The 20,606-nt window shown below is 59.0% G+C and carries 16 protein-coding genes, 1 tRNA gene and 1 pseudogene; 12 read left to right on the top strand and 6 right to left on the bottom strand.

Annotated features, from left to right (window positions below; genetic code table 11):
• Positions 1-41 precede the first annotated feature (41 nt).
• Entirely contained in the window at positions 42-719 is a 678-nt protein-coding gene (locus OGM61_04480; GenBank protein UYI85333.1) for a hypothetical protein, read from the bottom strand.
• A 15-nt stretch (positions 720-734) separates the two neighbouring features.
• Positions 735-7,418, bottom strand: coding sequence for an AHH domain-containing protein (locus tag OGM61_04475; GenBank protein UYI85332.1), 6,684 nt, complete (start codon positions 7,416-7,418; stop codon positions 735-737).
• Positions 7,419-8,115: 697 nt separating this feature from the next.
• Between OGM61_04475 and OGM61_04470 the strand changes: the two genes are divergently transcribed.
• The 4 genes from OGM61_04470 (at position 8,116) to OGM61_04455 (ending at position 11,214) form a co-directional block, all read left to right on the top strand.
• A complete protein-coding gene (locus tag OGM61_04470; protein UYI85331.1) occupies positions 8,116-8,598 on the top strand; it encodes a sigma-70 family RNA polymerase sigma factor in 483 nt (160 codons plus the stop codon).
• A gap of 569 nt (positions 8,599-9,167) precedes the next feature.
• Entirely contained in the window at positions 9,168-9,740 is a 573-nt protein-coding gene (locus OGM61_04465; protein ID UYI85330.1) for a type II toxin-antitoxin system PemK/MazF family toxin, read from the top strand.
• Positions 9,703-9,921 (top strand): helix-turn-helix domain-containing protein, encoded by a 219-nt coding sequence (locus OGM61_04460; protein UYI85329.1) that lies wholly within the window; start codon positions 9,703-9,705, stop codon positions 9,919-9,921. The genes OGM61_04465 and OGM61_04460 overlap by 38 nt, the downstream gene beginning before the upstream one ends.
• A gap of 99 nt (positions 9,922-10,020) precedes the next feature.
• Positions 10,021-11,214, top strand: coding sequence for a site-specific integrase (locus tag OGM61_04455; GenBank protein UYI85328.1), 1,194 nt, complete (start codon positions 10,021-10,023; stop codon positions 11,212-11,214).
• A gap of 146 nt (positions 11,215-11,360) precedes the next feature.
• Here OGM61_04455 and OGM61_04450 read toward each other — a convergent pair.
• A tRNA-Leu gene (locus OGM61_04450) sits at positions 11,361-11,448 on the bottom strand.
• 229 nt (positions 11,449-11,677) lie between these two features.
• Positions 11,678-12,232, bottom strand: coding sequence for a hypothetical protein (locus tag OGM61_04445; GenBank protein ID UYI85327.1), 555 nt, complete (start codon positions 12,230-12,232; stop codon positions 11,678-11,680).
• A gap of 181 nt (positions 12,233-12,413) precedes the next feature.
• Between OGM61_04445 and OGM61_04440 the strand changes: the two genes are divergently transcribed.
• From OGM61_04440 to pgsA, 8 genes are read left to right on the top strand one after another with little or no spacing between them, the layout of a single operon-like run.
• Positions 12,414-13,097, top strand: a complete 684-nt coding sequence (locus OGM61_04440; protein UYI85326.1) for a response regulator transcription factor — start codon at positions 12,414-12,416, stop codon at positions 13,095-13,097.
• Positions 13,098-13,101: 4 nt separating this feature from the next.
• A complete protein-coding gene (locus OGM61_04435; protein UYI85325.1) occupies positions 13,102-14,169 on the top strand; it encodes a HAMP domain-containing histidine kinase in 1,068 nt (355 codons plus the stop codon).
• 32 nt (positions 14,170-14,201) lie between these two features.
• Positions 14,202-15,179: a DUF1385 domain-containing protein gene (locus tag OGM61_04430; protein ID UYI85324.1), complete on the top strand. Its 978-nt coding sequence runs from the start codon at positions 14,202-14,204 to the stop codon at positions 15,177-15,179.
• Positions 15,180-15,209: 30 nt separating this feature from the next.
• Complete coding sequence (gene prmC, locus OGM61_04425) at positions 15,210-16,064, top strand: peptide chain release factor N(5)-glutamine methyltransferase (protein UYI85323.1); 855 nt, start codon at positions 15,210-15,212, stop codon at positions 16,062-16,064.
• Between the two features lie 19 nt (positions 16,065-16,083).
• Positions 16,084-17,190 (top strand): recombinase RecA, encoded by a 1,107-nt coding sequence (recA, locus tag OGM61_04420; protein UYI85322.1) that lies wholly within the window; start codon positions 16,084-16,086, stop codon positions 17,188-17,190.
• Positions 17,190-17,807 carry a recombination regulator RecX gene (locus OGM61_04415; GenBank protein UYI85321.1) on the top strand — a complete coding sequence of 206 codons (618 nt, stop codon included), beginning with the start codon at positions 17,190-17,192 and terminating at the stop codon, positions 17,805-17,807. The genes recA and OGM61_04415 overlap by 1 nt, the downstream gene beginning before the upstream one ends.
• A gap of 3 nt (positions 17,808-17,810) precedes the next feature.
• Positions 17,811-19,133 carry a 30S ribosomal protein S12 methylthiotransferase RimO gene (gene rimO, locus OGM61_04410; GenBank protein UYI85320.1) on the top strand — a complete coding sequence of 441 codons (1,323 nt, stop codon included), beginning with the start codon at positions 17,811-17,813 and terminating at the stop codon, positions 19,131-19,133.
• 9 nt (positions 19,134-19,142) lie between these two features.
• A complete protein-coding gene (pgsA, locus tag OGM61_04405) occupies positions 19,143-19,667 on the top strand; it encodes a CDP-diacylglycerol--glycerol-3-phosphate 3-phosphatidyltransferase (protein UYI85319.1) in 525 nt (174 codons plus the stop codon).
• 57 nt (positions 19,668-19,724) lie between these two features.
• Here pgsA and OGM61_04400 read toward each other — a convergent pair.
• Together OGM61_04400 and OGM61_04395 are read right to left on the bottom strand one after the other, a co-directional pair.
• Positions 19,725-19,874: pseudogene (locus tag OGM61_04400) on the bottom strand (GNAT family N-acetyltransferase).
• Between the two features lie 39 nt (positions 19,875-19,913).
• The gene (locus OGM61_04395; protein ID UYI85318.1) at positions 19,914-20,441 is read right to left on the bottom strand and encodes a GerMN domain-containing protein; all 528 of its coding nucleotides are present in this window, start codon (positions 20,439-20,441) and stop codon (positions 19,914-19,916) included.
• Positions 20,442-20,606 lie beyond the last annotated feature (165 nt).

Below are 20,606 nucleotides of genomic sequence, written 5' to 3'. Positions count from 1 at the left end.
ATAAAATGCGGGCGGTGCTAATGCACCGCCCGCTTACTGAATCACCTATTTTCAGGGCTACATGGCGGGACTTTTCGCTTTTTTGTCACTCGATAAGGGATCTTAACACCGCATCGACCATGATAAAAATTTTCTGCAGTATAGTCACCCAGACATCCGTCTTTCACCGGAAAGACGCAGCGTTGATGCTCGTGAAACCATTCTCCTGCATACTCCATCTCCCTGTACCAATTATCTATAACCTGATCCGGCAGGTAGCGGAACGTCTCTCGGGTCATATAGAAAACCTGATCTGCCTTCGGCGTGAGAAAATAGCATTCGTATATCTGAATTCTTCCATTTACGTCATACCGGCAAATGTTTACTGCACTTGCATTGTTAGCATTATCTATCTCCACACCCAACGTCACTCCTGTATCGTACAAGATATACTCCTTTGAGCAGTGCATGTGCTCAACAACAATAAGCCGTTCTGCCGCATCAAAGCCGTATATGTGTGATAGTCTTTCCTCCGACGGCCGCTTCTTGCAAAGGCGGCCACGTTTTGTGTTGCCGAGCCAGAGATCTTCCGTCAAGCTTGGACAATAGTAGCCACGATGCATCGTACCGCCTGCGCAATACTGCTGATAAACGACCTGAGATTTCTGTTTCTGCAATTCAGCTGCCGCGTCGATCTCTTTTGCCAGCAACGCCCGCATGTAATCACGAACGAAGTCCATGCTTCGCCTCCTTCCTTAAAATTGGGGAGTTATTTTCTCAAGCCCAACTATGAATGCTTTGATTGTCCCCAAAGCAACTTTAACGTTTTCCGTTTGCTGTACTGGATCGCCACCGGCAGAATTGTACGCACTAACAATAATGATATCTACCACTTCATAATATAGATTGGTATGCAGCCTGCGATGCAAACAGGTGTTTATGGAAACCGTATTCTCCTTAGAATTAATGCCAATTCCGGTGTCAATTAAAATTTGTTTCGTACGTTCTGCCCCTCGCGCATGTTGCGCAACAATATGATGCACTTCTTTATTACTTCTGTAATTTGGCGGTTTCTTTATTTTGGAAAAGCTGTTCGTAAGCTTCTCTTTTATCTGCTCCGCTACACTGCCGACTGATTCACAGAGACCTTCGACAGCTCCCTGAAAACCAGGAGATGAACTAATACCTACAGCCAAAGCAGTTGCTGCAAGTGCTATGCCGAAGGTGATCAAAGCCACTGTCGCTGTAATTGCAAAGTTACCAGTAGGATCAGTCGTATTTACAGGATTGTTCGCACAATATGCAAACAGATTTGCCCCAATAAACCCATCTGTAAATAACCCGTCGGCGTTGATGAACCGGCAGATGGCCGGGTCATAATAGCGGCTCTGGAGATAGTAGAAGCCGGTCTCGGCGTCATAGTAATAGCCGCGGTAGCGCAGGGGGTTGAGGTTGGCGATGCTGGTGGGATCGGTGAGGACTTTCGCACTGCTGTCATACACCGTGCAGTTGCCCCAGGCGTCATAGTCGTAGGACGCAGCGAGTTTGCCGTTCGCGTTCAGCAGCGCAATGACGTCGCCCTGCGCGTTGAGAACGTAGTAGTAGAGCGTCGAGGTCGAGCCGTCGTTATAGATCATGGCGAACGGCTGGTTGCCATCGTCGTAGACAAACTCAAGTGTTTTGCCGTCCCACTGCTGCCGCATGACCTTGCCGGAGAGCGTGGTGTAGTTGTACGTCGTGCCATTGACCGTTTTGCTGGTGCGGACACCGGACATGTCGTAGGTGTAGGAGACCTGCTTGCCGTCGACCGTTGCGGAGGCAAGCTGGCGGCCCTTCGTCCACGTGAAGGAATAATCCTTGCCGTTGTAATACGTGACCGGGTTGCCGGAGGACGGGACGCCGCTCGTCTGGGTCTGGCCTTCGTAGAGAATGTCCTTCGTCGTGCCGCCGACTGTCACGCTCGTGAGCAGGTCCGGCCACGAGGGGTTCGTGTAGCCAAAGGACTTTATGACCGCGCCGTCGGTCGTGACGCTGCGGATGTTGCCCACCGTGTCGTAGGCGTAGGCGCGGGACGCGCCGCCGTTGGTCTCGGTCGCAAGTTGGCCCTGCGCGTCGTAGCCATATTCCTTCGAGGCGGCTGCCGCGGGCACATTCGTGCCGCCGGTCGTGACCGTCTGGATGTTGCCGGCCGCGTCGTAGGTATAGTCGAAGCTGCGGCTGCTCGAGCCGAACGTGTAGCCCGTGCTCGCCAGACGCGTACCCATCCGGTTGCAGCCGTCATCCTCCGCGATGACCGCATAGGTATAGCCGCGGGTGTAGACCGTGGTCGTGCCCCTGTTCTGGTTGGGCACAGTGACCGTCTTTTTCTCAAGCTGGCGCAGGTCATTGTACTCGTACTTAGACGTGACGTCGAGCTGGTTCGGGATCGTGGTCGTGATGGCGCTGATCGTGCCGTCGACCGAGCTGTCGGCCGTGCCGTCGGCCTTGACGCCGGTGTAAGAATACTGCTGCCGGTAAAGGCCCGTGCCGAACTGCCACGACTGCGACGTCATGCGGTTGGCGGCATCGTACATATGCTGCGTGGACTGGATGAGCGCGCCGTTGGCCGTCGACTGGCGCGAATGGATGAGGCGGCCGAGGCTGTCGTACTGGTAGCTGTACTGCTCCGTGACCTTGCCGTCGCCGTCCGTGGCGTACTGCCGCGTGAGGTCGTTGTCGCTGCTATAGTCGTAGTGGTAGGTTGTACCGTCATTATACGCAGCGGTGCGCTGCCTGTCAAACGCGTCATAGGTGTAGCTGACACTGTCGCCGTTGCCGTAGGTCATCGTGGCCAGCCGGCCGTTGTTGACGTTGCCCTCATATGTATACGACGCGAGGGTGATGGGCGTAGTGTACCCCTCTCGCTCCGCGCTCGAGGCGCAGACCTGCACGCGCGTCATGTTGCCGAAGGCATCATAGTTCAGCAGGTAGTGCTGCCAGAAGCCCGTCGAGCCCAGATACCCTTTGCGGATGAGGTCGCTCAGCTGCGCGCGGTCGTAGGTATAGCGGATGGAGGCGACGCCGTTGATGTACGTGAGGGCGGTGCGGTCGCTGCCGGTGCAGTAGCGGTAATCCTGCTGCGTACCGTTGGCCGCCGTCGTCGAAAGCAGGTGCGCGGTGCCGGCATCGTAGCCATACTGCGTCGTGACACCGTTAGCATCCTCGGATGCTGCGCGGAAGCGGCCGGTGTTGTCGTAGATATTTTGGGACTTGAGATAGTCCCCGCTGTACCCCTTGCGCGTCATGCTCGTCGTGGCGCTGCCGGAGGTGTTGTGGTAGGTGTAGTTCGTCAGCCCGGCCAGCGTATCCTCCTGCAGGTTGTTGCTTGCGTCGTACCCCAGCGTGTGCTTTGCGCCGCCGGGCGTGGTATAGCTCTTGAGACGCTGGGAGTCCGTGAAGTACTCGCTCGCCGTTTTGGCGCTGCCGTCCGTCGCCGCGACGGGGTTGCCCTTGCTGTCGTAGCTGTAGGTCTCCGCCGGTTCGAGCACGAGGCTGATGTCCGTGAAATATGCTTCGTTGGCGTTGTAGTCATAGGCGCAGCGCACCGTGATGTCTTTGACCGTCTTGTCGCGCTTGCCCGGCACGATGACGCCCGATGCAAACTGCCAGCCCGCGTAGTCCCCGTTGAAGCTCACGTACTGGTTTTCGGTCGTGCCGTCGGTATAGGCGATCTCTGCGACAAGGCCAAAATACCGCTCGTAGCCGTGGACGTGCTTGCGGGCCGTGCCGCCGACGCTCGTCGCCTTGCCCCAGCCGGAGAGCAGGAACGTCGCCTCGTCTGCCGGGAGATTGAGCGGGATGACCTGATGCGTGCGCGCGTAGCCGGTCATCGTGCTGCCGATGTGCATGGACTTGCTGTTCGGCTGGCCGGTGGGGTGCTCGTTGGTGATCGTGTATTTGTTGGCGGTCCAGAAGTCCGGTTTTCCGTTGACGAGCTGCGAGAATCTGCCGTTTTGCACCAGATTGATCTCGGACGCGGCCTCGCCCTTTTCGAGCAGCAGGTCATCGCAATAGGCCGTGCCGTCCGCCTTGTCCTGCAGGAAGGCCATGTAGTATGTGCCCGACGTTTCCGGCGTGAAGGTCACGCTGACCTTTTCCCAGCCGCGGCTGACCGAGGCGTCCGTTTGGTAGTTCACCCGTTCGCTCTTCCACGGCGAGCGGCTCGCCTGCGACAGATCGGCGATCTGGTCGGCCGTGAGCGCCGCAAGATACACGCTGCCGCCCGAATCGAACGCGGTCATGTCGCACGTGTTCACGTAGCCGGAGAAGGTGTAGGTCGTGCCTGCCTGCAGGGTGGCTTCCTGATACATGCCGCTGCCGCGCGCCGTGGTCTGGATCGAGGCGCTGCCGAGGTGCGTCCGGTCTCCGGACTGTGTGCCCGCCGAGGCGGACGTGCTGAACGGCAGCTGCGCCCAGCCGTCTGCGGCGCTGCCGGTGCAGGTCTCCAGGCCGGAGTTGGACAGCAGGTTCGGCGACGATGTGCCCATGGCCGCTGCGCCGGTCAGGCGGTTGTTCGTTTTGCTGGTGCCGTTGTTGCTCGTGTAGTTGGCGGCGCTGACGCCGAGCAGCTCCGAGCGGTCCGTGTTGCTGTCAAAGGCGCAGATCGTCTTGCCGGTATAGTCGAGAATGTAGCTGGTGATCGTGTCGTCCGCGGTATCTCGGGTATGATCCGGGCCGTAGAAACGGTACGATGTCTGCCGCACACCGTCGCGGTAGGCGTGGAAGGCACTGCCATACTGCCGCTGACCGTCCGCCGGCGCGCTGCCAGCGGTGAATTCCCGCACGCGGAACGTGGATCGGACGCCGAAATTGAAAATGTACGAGATCTCCAGACCGTACTGCGCCTCGCCGTCATACAGCGTGATCATGGTCCCGTTCGCCGGATCGTACTGGTAGTACGCACACGTGCCGTCCGCATACGTCACCTGCGTCAGGTGTCCGGCAGAGTCGTAGGTATAGCTCGTGGTGCGGCCGGCGTAGTCCGTCACGCTGGAGAGCCGGTCGCCGCTGTAGGTCAGGTTTGCGACCGTCTGGCTTGCGCCGTCGTGAATGGCCATGACGATCTGCACGAGCCGGTTGGTGGAAGCGTCCTTGACCGGCTTCCACGCGCTGCCGCTGCCGTATGCCGCATTGTAGGCAAAATAGATCGTGTTGCTGTTGTTGTCCGTGATGGAGATCAGGTAGCCGTTGTGGAACACCCATGTGCGGTACTTGTCCATGTCCGTCATGGTGTAAATCGTGTTGCCGCCGCTGGTGGACCTGACGATCTTCAGGCCGAGGCCGTCCTCGTCCTCATACGTGTTAGTTGCCGTCTCGCTGAAGTAATGCTCGGTGCCATCCTCGTCGTTATAGACCAGGTACGTCTTGTCGCCGACCTTACACTCCACCACCGTCTGCTGCGCGGAGAGCTTCCAGCCGATGCCGATGCGCATGGAAGAAAAATTCCGCGTGTGCAGGCCGACCGATCCATTCTCCGAAAACCAGCTTCCGGAATATGCGCTGTTGTAGATGTGGCGCAGCGCGTAGGATGCCGGCTCGAGAGAGAGCGAGACATCCGTGCGGTCCAGCGTGAACTGGTTCGTGAAATTCTGGATGGAGAGATCACCCGCTTTTGCTGCCGAGGCCTCCTGATAGGTATAGTAGCTCTCCAGCCCGACCGGGTTGCGGTAGTACACCGCAAAATACGGGCTGTAGTCGTGGTATCCGCTGCCGATCAGGTTGGCAACACGGTAATTCTCGATGCAGTCCATTGTCTCGAGTATTAGGCCGATTGTCTCTGAACCAGTGACGGAACGTTCAACAATCGCTCGTGAAATATCCCATGTGATATATTCCCCGAGTGTGCCTTTACTAACCTTTTGGTAATCCAATATCGTGCGATCGAAAGATAATGCACCAGCATATACATCGTTCCATGTCAAGCTTGACACATTTGACACTGTTCCGTCACATATATGTGCTTCCACTGTTAGATTTCCGTCGGGTGCAGCTCCGCCAAAGTGGTTGGAAGCGAAGAAGCCTGCATGATACAGCGCAATCTCTGCCCGCACAGGAACACAACCGCTGGGGATCTTGGGCAGAGTCAATTTCATGTAAATGTCGCACGCACCGTATGAATCATCCGCAATATAACCGCAATACTGATCCGCTGCATTCGGGGCAACGGAGTTCGGGGCTGCATAACGGATATACGTCGTCAGGACATTGCCCTTGTTGTGCAGCAGGATCGTCGGATCGAGCGTTACGGGATAGGCGCGCTCCGGCGCGTTCATCCACTCCGGATCCGCCTCCACGGTCAGCAGATAGCCGCCCTGGATGCGCTCGAGCCGATAGGCGGCGTCCTCCACCGATGTGACGTTGTTGGCATCCGCCAGAGACGGCGCCGGGATCTCGTAGATCACCTCGCCGCCGGCGCTGCGCAGCAGCACGGAACCATCGGCCTCGAGCGTCGGTGTCAGGCCCTGCATATTCAGCACAAACGAGTAGGCATACTGCTCCTGCTGTTTGTCAATGATGATGCTCTCTTTTACGTTATATCCATAGTTCTGGTACAGCAGGCTGACACCGTCCATCACGTTGTCGAACGCAACGCTGGAGCGGATTTTCTGCGGCTGGATCTTGTCTTTCTCCGCCAGCTTGCTGAAGGTGCGCATTTTGGCCCCCGGGTTTTCCATCCTGGCCGCCGCCGTGGACGTGACCAACGTATACGCCGCGTCGTCCAGCAGCGGCAGCTCCTCTGCCGTCTCCTGCTGCGGCGCATCCGTCTCCTGCTGCGGCGCATCCGTCTCCTGCTGCGGCACATCCGTCTCCGCCGCGGCTTCCGCGGGCTCCTGCGTCTGGTCTGCCTCCGTCTGCTCCGCCTCCTGCGGCTGGTCGGCAGTCTCCGGCACCGCTGTTTCTTCGGGGGCTGCCGTTTCCTCCGCTGCCGGAACGTCCGGCGCGACCGCCACAACGTCGCGGCTGCTGCGCCGCGCCAGCGACATCGACACGCTCTGCCCCTGATACGCCGTCTCGAACAGGAAGCCGCTGTCGAGCGACGCGGCAAATTTCCGCGTCATGTCTCCCGCCTTGGCAACATACTGCTGACCGGTTTTCTGCAGTGTGTTGTCGATCTCCTCCCAGGACCCGTCCGCCGTCTGGTAGTGCACTGCCGTTTCGTACTCCACCAGCATGTAGCCCCCGTCCCGCAACCGGAAATGCTTGACGGATTCCTCGCGCAGCGCGTCCTCCTCGCCGACGATCTCCGCATCGTCGTCTTTCATGGACACCGTTTCGCTGTCTGTACTGATGTCCAGATCGTTTGTTTCGTCGCCGACACCGAATGCCACCACCGGCAGCAGCTGCACCAGCAGCGTCAGCACAAGGATGAGGGATATGCTCTTCTTTACGCCTTCTTTCATGGTTCTTTACCCCACAAAGTAAAATTTTGTACGTTTCTGTAAAAAAATGAAACGTATTGGTGTAATTATGATAAACCCGTTTTCCTCTGTCAATACTGTTTTTATATTTTTGATAGAATTTATTAGAAAATATAATTCCAAAAGATGACCATGAAAAATGATCTCCTTCTCTCCGCTATGATGTTCGCATGTTTTTTTGTTTTTGGGCTTGACTTTTGTTAATGGAACTTCATTATAGTAAGTAATTGTTATAGCAGCGCCATTCATGTCAACTGTACAAGTATCGGCAAATAAGCGATGCAACAAATACGAAATCATATATCCCGCCAAATAAAAAAACGAATGTTGGCGGGCTGATTCACTGCGCGTATATCCCTCCAATCTGAGTTTTTTAGATTGGAGGGATTTTTTGTGTTTATTTGTTTGCAAACCGCCTTCCCTGTAAAAAGTAGCAAATTTTATTTCATTCTATAGCCTGCGTTGCGAATGGTGAGTTCCTCAAAAAGCGCTCTCCGAGCAATGAAATATGTAGTAAAAACAGCCACCCCATATAGATTATACTCACTTGTTTTGCAGGCCTTCGCTTTCTGCAGATGCATTTTCCTATGTCTGCGCTTTTCGGTCTGCAGCGTAGGCTGCCGCAGTCCTCCGCACGATTTGGATTTTCAAAATTCAAATCGAAACGGAGGAAAATATCATGGATGGAAACCATCCGAAACGAAGGAAGGACAAATACAATCCCTATACCATCGGCACGACCGGGGACGGCCGCCACTGGCTGACCTTTTCGGACGGACAAGGCAATCGGCATCATTTTGAGATCAGCGCTGCCGTGTTTGCGTTGTTTGATTCCTTTGAGCTGGACGACCTCTCCTATCTGAACGAAGTGGATCGCCACTATGAGCAATCGGAGCTTACGGAGGCATCGTTGTATGACCGGGCCGTGCATCGTCCGGCGACGGTCGAAGAAAGCGCTTTGCAGAGCATGGAATATGCGCAGTTACATAGAGCGATCTCCGAACTGCCCGAAATACAAAAGCGGAGGTTGATCCTCTACTATTTTCAAGGCTTGACCTATGAGCAGATCGCAGGAATGGAGGGATGCACTTTTCAGGCCGTTGCAAAATCGGTTGCGGCCGCCGAAAAAAGATTGAAAAAATTTTTTGGAATAGGTGGTTGAAAAATAGCCTTTAAGTGAGGAAACAGGTGGAGAGGTACGAAAACTCTCTGCCTGTTTTCCTTTTCGGCAAGCAGGGATGGCCTTTGACAACCGAATACCCATTCATCAAGCACATTCCTATTGCCATTGCGAAAGCATGAGCCACATTAGCGGCTGCGCCACAATCCGCACTGCGGGGAGCGATATGCAGTCGGCTATCACGGGCGGGTGGCTCCCGCCCCAGCGACGACCGGCAATAGGGCTAACGATACTCCCGTCCAGCCACAGTCCGAGCGTGATAAGCGGCATTTCGACCGTGAAGCCGTCGCAGGCAATGGGGGCGGTCATGAGAGAACCTCGTGAGGGTGAAATCCCCGTGGAGCCGACAGCCATCGGCCGCTTGATGACTTCCCAATAGGAAATCGGGGTGTCGAGGACAAATAGATTTTCTTCAAAATACTACGGTCAAGCGGCGGGACGGGTCAGACGAAACAGAGAATGTTTTATCTCTCACCAACCTCAATTCTGTTCTGCCGCTTGACCTCTACATAGGCGGAAACGCCTAAATACACAAAGGAGGTCATCACAGAATGAACCACACATATTTGCGCGGCGATATGTATTACGCTGATCTGGGCCGGGGCATCGGCTCTGAGCAGGAGGGCTACCGTCCCGTCGTGATCATTCAGAATAATGTCGGGAACAAACACAGCCCCACGGTCATTATCGCTTCCATTACAAGCAAAACCGGCGTGAAAGCCAAACTTCCTACCCACTACTACATCGACGCCGAGGACGGCTTGAAGCTGCCCTCTATCGTCCTGCTGGAACAGCTGCGCACCGTCGATAAGCGCCGCTTGGGCAACTTCATTGGGCATCTGTCCGAAAAGCACATTTGCGGCATCAATCATGCGCTGGCGGTCAGCATCGGTCTGATTGAAAGCGTCCCGAAAAAACTGATCCTCTGCCTTTGCAGCACCTGCGCCGACAATTTCTACGGCACGGGTGCTTATTATTTGCGCAGGATTGACCCGCACCAAACGGCAAAAGACACTTGCACCTACTGTAATCAGCGGAAAGGGTATGACTATGAACTTTGCCGAAAAAACGGTAAGGAGGCGGCCTATGGAATCACAGACAGCCTACAAACTGTTATTTGCTGAATATCCCGATGTAGTCAATGTTGAGCAAATGTGTGAAATGCTCGGCGGCATCTGCGATAAAACTGCCTATCGGCTTTTAAAGTCCGGCAAGATCAAGAGCTTTATTGTTGGTCGCCGCTATCGAATCCCGAAGCTCAACATTTTGGAATACTTGGACTTGATAGAAAAATCTACTGCGTAAAACCTCGTTTGCACATTTGGCCGATGTACTTCTATCTGCTACAATATTGCTGTCAATGGCAGATGGATCAGCGCTGTACCAATCAAAGGAGGTCTTATTATGGTAGCAGGACATCTGCGAGAGAAAAACGGGTACTATCATATGGTACTGAACTATGTGGACGAATACGGCAAACGGCACACGCCGCCCAAGTCTACAGGTCTGACGGTAAAGGGAAACAAAAAGCGTGCCGAAAAGATGCTTTCTGAGGCTCGTGCCGCCAAGGAAGCAGAGCTGGAAGCAAGAGCAATCGAACGCAGTACGGGTAAAGCCCCCATTGGCACGATTCTTTTTACTGCGTTCCTGCTCGACTGGCTGGAAATGACAAAAAAGAATGTGGAGGAAACCACCTATGGCGCGTATTCCATGGGAATCAAAAGCAAAATCATCCCGTACTTTGAGGAACACCACCCCGGTCTTGCATTGCAGGATGTTACACCCAAGCACATACAGGACTACTACACCTACGAATTGACGGTGCGAGGTGTTTCTGCCAATACGGTCATACACCGTCACGCCAATATTCGTAAAGCCTTGCAGCACGCTTTCAAACTCGGCCTGATTGACTCGAATCCGGCAGACCGGATTGAACGGCCCAAGAAGGAAAAGTTCGTTGGCAGCTTCTATGAGGAGGATGAGCTGAACCATCTTTTTGAAGTTGTCCGTGGTGATCCCATTGAGCTTGGCGTGATCCTCGGTGCATTTTACGGTTTGCGCCGAAGCGAGGCGGTAGGCCTGAAATGGGACGCCATCGACTTCAAGAAAAAGACCATTACGATTCGGCACACCGTTACGCAGGCGACAATAGACGGCAAGAGCAAGATCATTCAAAAGGACAGAACAAAGACAAAGGCCAGCTACCGCAGTCTGCCGCTTGTTCCGCCGTTTGAGGAATTGCTGCACCGCTTGAAAGCGGAACAGGAGCTGAACCGAAAGCTGTGCGGAAAATCTTATTGCAGGAAGTTTGCTGATTATATCTATGTCAATGAAATCGGTGAACTCGTGAAGCCCGGCTATATCACACAGCATTTCCCGCTGATCCTGCAAAAGAACGGTATGCGGAAGATCCGCTTTCACGATCTTCGTCATAGCTGCGCAAGTCTGTTGTATGCAAACGGTGTCAGCCTGAAAGAAATTCAGGAATGGTTGGGGCACAGTGATATTTCGACCACCTCAAACATTTACACGCACTTGAATTTCAACTCGAAGATTGCATCTGCCAATGCGATTTTGGGCGTATATCCCTCCTCATGATGCTTTATGTCCCTCCAATGTCCCTCCTAAAATCAGCCCGTAAATGGCAAATCTGATGATGTAGGAGGGACAGTACATAAGCACACATAACATAAAGAAAAGCCCGCAAACCCAGTCGTATCAAGGGTTTGCGAGCCTTTGAGGTGTGGTGCCGGTGGCGGGGGTCGAACCCGCACGGGTTATAAGCCCAACGGATTTTGAGTCCGCCTCGTCTGCCAATTCCAACACACCGGCATCTATTATTTTAAGTCATCTCCCAATCCCCATCCGAGAAAACGGAGGGACATCATGGAGGGACATTAAAACCAAATTGCATATTCAGTTTTCAAAAAGCCTTGCAAAATCAAGGGTTTACACCAAGGTGGTATGAAGCGGCGAAGTAGATTTTGAGTCAAGCACGTCTACCAATTCCATCACACCGGCAAATTCGGCTGTTTGATTATACAACAGCCGGGCGCACATTTCAAGTGCAAATCTCGCGCGGCGGCACGAACCGCAGCCGCTCCGGCGGCTGCTCGGCAAGCGAGCACGCGGCGGCCGCGCAGCCGGGAATGGCATCATACACGCGGCAGAGCGCCCCCGCCTCCGGCGGGACGAGCACCCCGGCCGTGCGCCGGAACGGGATCGTGCGCAGGTCGCCCGCGCCCGTGAGCTTGAACCAGCTCTCGCGCAGCGTCCAGAGCTCGAACGGCTGCAGGTCGCCGCAGTCCGCCTGCGCGAGCCGCCGCGCCATGGCCGGGTGCAGCGGGCGCACCTGCTCCACATCCGCGCCGACCGGCGCGGCCGACACCGCCACGAGCGCCGCCGTGCGCGTGTGGCTGACGGAAAAGTGCAGCTGCGGGCACGCCGGAAAATACGGCTTGCCGCCCGGCAGCTCCGCCGTCTCCGGCAGGTCGATGCCCCAGACCGCGCGCACCGCATACGCCAGCAGCGACACGCCCCACGCACTCCCGTGCGCCTTCGTGCGCGCAGGGCGCGCCGGCTGCGCGTCCGTGATCTGCGTCCAGAAAAGCTCCATATGGCCCACCTCATTTCCTGTGTCACAGAATAACACGATTCGTAATTTTTTGCTACCACTATTGTAAATTGTGTGATATACTGAAATGAATATTTCTGCAAACCTCCTGCTTTCCCGGAAAGCAGACGCCACTAACCGCAAAGGCGCCCACACACTGCCTTTGGAAAGGAATATGGACTACATGAAGAAAATTCTCGTACTTGAGGATGAGCCCAGCATCCGCAGCTTCGTCGTCATCAACCTGCGCCGGTCCGGTTACGAGCCCATTGAGGCGGCCACAGGCGAGGAGGCGCTCGAAAAGCTCAAGCAGAATCCGGACACGCTCGTTGCGCTGCTCGACGTGATGCTGCCGGATATCGACGGCTTTGAGGTCTGCCGCCGCATCCGCGCGACCGGCTCGAAGATGGGCATCCTCATGCTCAGCGCCAAGAGCCAGGAGATGGACAAGATCACCGGCCTCATGACCGGCGCGGACGACTATGTCACCAAGCCTTTCTCCCCTGCCGAGCTGCTCGCGCGCGTGGACGCGCTCTACCGCCGCATCGGCGGCAGCGAGAACACCGAGGACGTGCTCTCGAGCGGGCCGTTCGTGCTGCACCTGCGCTCGCGCACGCTCGACAAAAACAGCGAGCACATCCGCCTGACGCAGACGGAGTTTGCCATCATGAAGCTGTTCATGGAAAACCCCGGCCGCGCGCTCTCGCGCGAGGACATTCTGCACGCCGTCTGGGGCGCGGACTACAACGGCGAGGTCAAGATCGTCGATGTGAACATCCGCCGCCTGCGCATCAAGATCGAGGACGACGCGACCGAACCGGAATACATCACCACCGTCTGGGGCTACGGCTATAAGTGGGGCTACTGAGGCCATGCAGGACGTCACCCCCACCCCCACAGGCGAACCCAAACAGGAAAACACCTTCCGCGGCCTGTTTTCGCGCATGGCCATGGGCCAATGTGTGCACGCGGCGCTGTGCGTCGCCATCGGCGCGGCCATCGGTCTGAGCGCCGGGCGCGTCAGCACGGCGTTGGGCATCATACTCGGCATCCTCGCGGCAGCCGCCGGTGCCGTGGTCTGCGCGCTGTGGTTTCGCCGGCACGTGTCGCGCCCGGTCGAGCAGATCACGGAGGTCACGCGCACGATCGCCGGCGGGCGCTACGGCACGGAGCTGCCGGTGCAGCGCGACGATGAGCTTGGCCGCCTTGCGACCGCGATCAATGAGCTGTCACAGGAGATCAGCCGCAGCGAAAAAATGCAGTCGGAGTTCATCTCGTCGATCTCGCACGAGCTGCGCACGCCCCTGACCGCCATCACCGGCTGGAGCGAGACGCTCATGTTCGACACCGCCATCCAGGGCGACTCCCGCCGCGGCATCGCCATCATCTCCAAGGAGGCCGCGCGCCTGACGAGTCTCGTCGAAGAGCTGCTGGAGTTCACCCGCATCCAGGACGGCCGCTTCAACCTGAGCATGGAGCTGCTCGACATCGAGAGCGAGCTCGAGGACACCATCTTCACCTATCAGGAGCTGCTGCGGCAGGACGGGATGCAACTCATCTACAACCCGCCCGAGGAGGAGATCCCGCTCGTGCCCGGCGACCCGGAGCGCCTCAAGCAGGTGTTTCTCAACATCCTCGACAACGCCGCCAAGTACGCCCGCGACGGCAAGACGATCGAAGTGTCCGTTCTTTCGGACAGTGAAGCTGCTACCATTCAATTTAGGGATCATGGCCCCGGCATCCCGGAAAACGAGCTGCCGCACGTGAAGGAGAAATTCTTCAAGGGCGAGAAGCACAAGGCCCGCGGCAGCGGCATCGGTCTGGCCGTGTGCGACGAGATCATCACCCGCTCCGGCGGTACGCTGACGATCGCCAACGCCCCCGGCGGCGGCACACTGGTCTCGGTGCGCCTGCCGTTCGCGCCGGAGAGCGGCAATTAACTTCGTAATTTCATTCTAACCGAGGTAACCATATGAGCAAAACCGAATCCGCAAAACCCGATACCAGCGTCTCGTTCCGCACATCCATCGGCGGGCAGGCGCTCATCGAGGGCATCCTCATGCGCGGCCCGACCCGGCAGGCCATCGTCTGCCGCACGCAGGACGGCATGGTCGAGAAGGTCGAGGAGCTGCACTGGGTCCGCGAAAAGCACCCGATCCTCGGCTGGCCGCTCATCCGCGGCGTCATCGTGTTTCTCGACTCGATGGTCAAGGGCATGAAGGCGCTGACCTATTCGGCCGACCTGCTGCCCGAGGACGAGCAGGAGGAGCCCGGCAAGATCGACCTCTGGATCGAAAAGCATTTCGGCGAGGAGAAGGCCAAGGACATCATCATCGGTACGGCCGTGGTGCTCGGCATCGCGCTGTCGATCGTGCTGTTCATCCTGATCCCGACGCTGCTCGCCGGCCTGACCAAGGGCTTTATCCACAGCCCCGTTGTGCGCAACCTCTTTGAGGGCCTGCTGCGCATCGTCATTTTCCTGCTGTATCTGTGGGGCGTGGCGCACATGAAGGACGTCGAGCGTATGTTCGCCTACCACGGCGCGGAGCACAAGACCATCTTCTGCTACGAAAAGGGCCTGCCGCTGACGGTCGAGAACGTGCGGCCACAGTCGCGCTTCCACCCCCGCTGCGGCACGAGCTTTCTGTTCGTCGTCGTCATCATCAGCATTCTGGTGTTCTCGCTCGTGAGCCTGCGCGTCGGCTTGTGGGACAATCCGTGGGTGCGCATTGGCCTGCGGCTGCTGCTGCTGCCGGTCGTCGTGTCCATCAGTTATGAGATCAACCGCTGGGTCGGCCGGCACGACAACCTCTGCTCGCGCATTCTGTCCGCGCCGGGCAAGTGGCTGCAGCGCCTGACCACCAACGAGCCGGACGACAGCATGATCGAGTGCGCCATCCGTGCGCTCGAGCTCGTCATCCCAGAGCAGAAGGGCAGCGACGCCTGGTAATCCGTCAGCAAAGGACTGGAAGATAGAGAGATGCCAAAGACCTATAACGACCTGTATCTGGCCACGCGCACGGCGCTGAAAAACGCCGGCGTGGAGGCTTACGCGCTCGAGGCGCGGCTGCTGGTGGCCTATGCCGTCGGCAAGACGAAGGAGGAATTCGTGCGCGACCTGCGCCTGTACACCTCCGACGAAAATGAACAGAAGATCGAGGCCCTGCTGCAGCGCCGCATCGCCGGCGAGCCGCTGGCCTATCTCATCGGCGAGTGGGAGTTTCACGGCCTGCCGATCGTGGTCACGCCCGACGTGCTCATCCCGCGCATGGACACCGAGGTGCTCGTGGACGCGGCGCTGCGCGTGCTCGTCGGCCGGAAGATGAACGCCCGCATTCTCGACCTCTGCTCCGGCAGCGGCTGCATCGGCTGCGCGCTGGCGCATGAGCTGCCGGCCGCGCGCGTCGTCATGGTGGACATCAGCGACGAGGCCCTCACCGTGAGCAAGGAAAACCTGCGCCGCAACCACCAGAACCGCACCATCTGCCTCAAGGCCGACGCGCTCGAAAAGCCCCCTATGGGCATTGGCACGTTCGACCTCATCGTGTCGAACCCGCCGTATGTGGCGAGCATGGACATCCTCACGCTCGACAGCTCCGTGCGCGACTACGAGCCGCTCGGCGCGCTCGACGGCGGCGAGGATGGGCTGATGTTCTACCGCGCGATCGTGCGCCACTGGACGCAGATCCTCCGCCCCGGCGGCTGGCTCATGTTCGAGGTCGGTGAGGATCAGGCGGACGCCGTCATGGCGCTGATGACAGAAGAAAAATACACCGATGTGACCGCCCTAGAGGACACCGCCGGCATCCGGCGCGTCGTCGTCGGCCGCATCTGATACTTAGAGGTGAATCACTATGGCTGAAAAGAAAAAATCCGCACCCGTGTCCACCGGCCCCGTCAAGCCGGAGGACAAGAAAAAAGCGCTCGAGACCGCGCTCGCCCAGATCGAGAAGAACTTCGGCAAGGGCGCCATCATGCGCCTCGGCGACGACATTCCCGTGAACGTGGAGGCCATCTCCACCGGCTCCCTGTCGCTCGACCTCGCGCTCGGCATCGGCGGCGTGCCCCGCGGCCGCATCGTCGAGATCTACGGGCCCGAGTCGTCCGGTAAGACGACGCTCGCGCTGCACATCCTCGCCAGCGCCCAGAAAGAGGGCGGCGAGGTCGCGTTCATCGACGTGGAGCACGCGCTCGAGCCCGCTTACGCCCGTGCCCTCGGCGTGGACATCGACAGCCTGCTCATCTCCCAGCCGGACACCGGCGAGCAGGCGCTCGAGATCACGGAGCAGCTCGTGCGCTCCGGCGCGCTCGACGTCGTGGTCGTCGACTCCGTGGCGGCGCTGCTGCCGCGCAGCGAGCTCGAGGGTGAGATGGGCGAGTCGTCCGTCGGCGTGATCGCGCGCCTGATGAGCCAGGCCCTGCGCAAGCTGGCCGGCACGGTCAGCCGCACAAACTGCATCGTCGTGTTTATCAACCAACTGCGTGAGAAGATCGGCGTCATGTACGGCAACCCAGAGACGACGCCCGGCGGCCGCGCGCTGAAGTACTTCTCCAGCGTGCGCATCGACGTGCGCCGCATCGAGACGCTGAAGGTCGGCGGCGAGATGATCGGCAACCGCACGCGCGCCAAGATCGTCAAGAACAAGGTCGCGCCCCCGTTCAAGGAGGCGGAGTTCGACATCATCTACGGCGAAGGCATCTCCAAGATCGGCGAGATCGTGGACCTCGGCGTCAAGCTCGACCTGATCGACAAGGCCGGCGCGTGGTACACCTACGGCGATGTGCGCGTGCAGGGCCGCGACAGCATGAAGGAATATCTGCGCGAGCACCCCGACGTCTCGGACAAGATCGAGGCGGAGATCCGCGCCAACGCCCACAAGCTCATGAGCCCGCAGGCGCGCAAGGCCGCCATTGCCTCCGGCCGCGCCGTCGAAGTGGCAGCCGATGACTTTCAGGGCTGATGGCCCGGCTCATTGAGCTCAAACAGACCGCGCCGGAGCGCTTTCTGGCGCGGTTTGACACCGGCGAGGAGGTGCGCACGACGCTCGCCGTCGTGACGGATTTTCACCTGCGCAGCGGAAAAGAATTGACGAGCCCGGAGCTGGGCGCGCTGCGCGCGGCCTCCGAGCGCTCGCGCTGCCGGCAGCGGGCGCTGCGCATCATCGGCGCGCGCGCCATGTCGGTCAAGGAGCTGACCGACCGGCTGAAGGAAAAGGGCGAGAGCCCGGAAAACGCCGAGGACGCCGCCGCGTGGCTGCAGGAGATGCACCTGCTCGACGATGCGCAGTACGCCGCCATGTGCGTGCGGCACTATGCCGCCAAGGGCTACGGCGCCGGGCGCATCCGCAGCGAGCTCTACCGCCGCGGCATCCCGCGCGAGCTGTGGGACGATGCGCTGCAGGAGCTGCCGGAGCAGGACGATCAGATCGACACGCTGCTGCGCCGCCGCCTGCGCAGCGACACACCCGACCGCGACGAGCTGCGCCGCGCGTCGGACTATCTCTACCGCCGCGGCTTCGGGCGCGACGAGATCCGCGCGGCCATCGCGCGCTATCAGGATAACTTTGAGGAGTATTGACCCATGCCATATCGAATCTGCCTGATCTCGCTCGGCTGTGCGAAAAATCAGGTCAACAGCGAGCAGATGCTCTATCTGCTCAATCAGGCCGGCCACGAGGTGGTCGGCGAGGTGGACGGGTGCGACGTCGCCATCGTCAACACCTGCGGCTTTATCGACAGCGCCAAGAGCGAGGCCATCGACCAGATCCTGCAGCTCGCCGAGGTGAAAAAGGCCGGCGGACTGAAGAAAATTCTCGTGACCGGCTGCCTGTCGCAGCGGTACGAAAAGGACATTCTCGAGAGCCTGCCGGAAGTGGACGGCATGCTCGGCACCGGCAGCTTCGGCCAGATCTGCCAGGCCGTCGAGGACGTGATGCACGGTGGAAAGCCGCTGTACTTCGGCGACAAGAGCGGCCCGATCGAGGAGATCGGCCGCGTGGTCACGACCGGGCCGGGCTGGGCGTACCTGCGCATCGCCGAAGGGTGCGACAACTGGTGCGCGTTCTGCGCCATCCCCGCCATCCGCGGCCGCTACCGCAGCCGCACGCTCGACGCCATCGTGCAGGAGGCGCGGGAGCTCGCCGACCTCGGCGTGAAAGAGCTGATCGTCATCGCGCAGGACATCACCCGCTGGGGCATGGACCTCTACGGAAAGCCGAGTCTCGCGCTGCTGCTGCGGGAACTGGCGAAGATCGACGGCATCCGCTGGATCCGCCTGCACTACCTCTACCCCGAGATCATCGACGACGAGCTCATCGACCTCATTGCAAATGAAGACAAGATCGTCAAGTATCTCGACATCCCCATCCAGCACATCGACAACGACATTCTCCGCCGCATGAACCGCCACTGCACCGGCGACGAGATCCGCGCGCTGCTGCAGAAGCTGCGCGCGCGCATTCCGGGTCTTGTGCTGCGCACGAGCCTCATCACGGGCCTGCCCGGCGAGGGCGAGGCCGAGTTTGAGGAGCTGTGCACGTGGCTGCGCGAGGTGCGGCTCGAGCGCGTGGGCGTGTTCCCGTTCTCCCCCGAGGAGGGGACGCCCGCCGCCGTGATGACCGACCGCTGCGAGCCGGACGAGGCCCAGCGCCGCGCCGATCTCATTCTCGAGCTGCAGGCCGGCATCATGGACGACTACAACGCCGCCTGCATCGGGCGGGACATGACCGTTTTGTGCGAGCACCGGGCCAGGAGCGGCATGTGCTCCGGCCGGACGTATGCCGACTCGCCGGAGATCGACGGCACGGTCTACTTCACCGGCGCGGCCCGGCCCGGCGACATGGTCACGGTGCACATCACCGGCTGCGACGACGGCGATCTTGCCGGCGAACAAATCCACGAATGAGGTGCTGACATGACGACTGCAAACAAAATTACCATCTTCCGCGTGATCCTGATTCCCGTATTTCTGGTGCTGATGTACCTGCGCTTCCCCGGGCATACCTACTGGGCGTTCGGCGTGTTCGTGCTTGCGAGCCTGAGCGACTTCGCCGACGGCTACATCGCGCGGCACTACAATCAGGTGTCGGATTTCGGCAAGTTCATGGATCCGCTGGCCGATAAGCTGCTGGTCGTGGCGGCCATGCTGCTGTTCGTCGAGCAGCACCGGATGCCCGCATGGGCGCTGCTGCTCGTGGTCGCGCGCGAGTTTGCCGTGACCGGCCTGCGGCTGATCGCCGTGGACAACGGCCGCGTCATCGCCGCTGCCTGGTCCGGCAAGATCAAGACCGCCTCGACCATGGTGGCCATCTGCCTGATGCTGCTGTGGAACATTCCCTGGCTCAACACCGTGTGCTGGGTCGTCATCGTCGTGACGACGGTGTACTCCGGCGTGGAGTACTTCGTGAAAAACCACGACGTGTTCCGGAAAGCCGCCTGAATACATGAGAACCCCCGGCGGGTGCTGATTGCACCCGCCGGGGGTTCATTTTGTCTGTCACTCACTGCGGCCCATGTCCTGCAGCGTCTGCCCGTCGATGCGGTAGACCGTCCAGTCGCTCATCGGCTGCGCGCCGAGGGAGCGGTAAAAGTCGATGCTCGGCCGGTTCCAGTCCAGACACCACCACTCCAGACGGCCGCAGCCGCGCGCCCGGCTTCCCGAAATGTCACAGTATCCGTGGCCGGCTCAGAACGTGAACGCCTGCAGCGGCTTGTCGTACTCCGTGTGGCCGGTGGAGAACGGCTGCCCCTCGACCGTGACGCGCACGGTCGTGCAGTTGAAGTTATCGAGGAAGGTGTTGACAAGGCTGCCCATATACAGGAACTCGCCCGTCGAGCCGCTCGCGCGCAGGCCGGCAAGGAAGGCCTCATTCATGTCGAGACTGAGCGCGTCGCCGTCTTTCGAGATGGCGAGCACCTCACTGTCCTTCGGCAGGGCGTCATGCGCAATGAGCTGCGCGACGATCGCCTGCGCATACGCCACCGTGACGGCCGGCTCCGTGTCCGGGATCTGCGCCGTGTCGGCACTCAGGTCGTCAGCCGCGTCGTTCGGAAAATAGAGCTTGCAGGACGTGTCCACGCCGCCGGTGGCGGCCGTCTGCGTCGGCGGTGTCTCCGGCGCGGGGGTCTGCTCCGCCGCGTCCTTTTTGCCGCAGGCGCACAGCAGCGCCAGCGCCAGCACGCACGCGAGCAGGAGCGAAAGATATTTTTTCATGTGCGATCCTCCTATGCAGCCGCGCATGATGCGCCGACCGCTGTTTTTTCCAGCATACCACACCGGCGCGCGGCGCGCAACCTTGACATTGCCGGGTGCATATGCTAAGATGATGGATGCGATGAACGGAAAGAGTACGCCTATCACCCGGTCTCAGAGAGGCGC

It is taken from the genome of Clostridiales bacterium, assembly GCA_025757645.1.
Lineage (GTDB): Bacteria > Bacillota > Clostridia > Oscillospirales > Oscillospiraceae > CAG-103.
The sequence above is the reverse complement of the archived record's forward strand: the minus strand, read 5'-3'. Positions and strand labels throughout refer to the sequence as shown.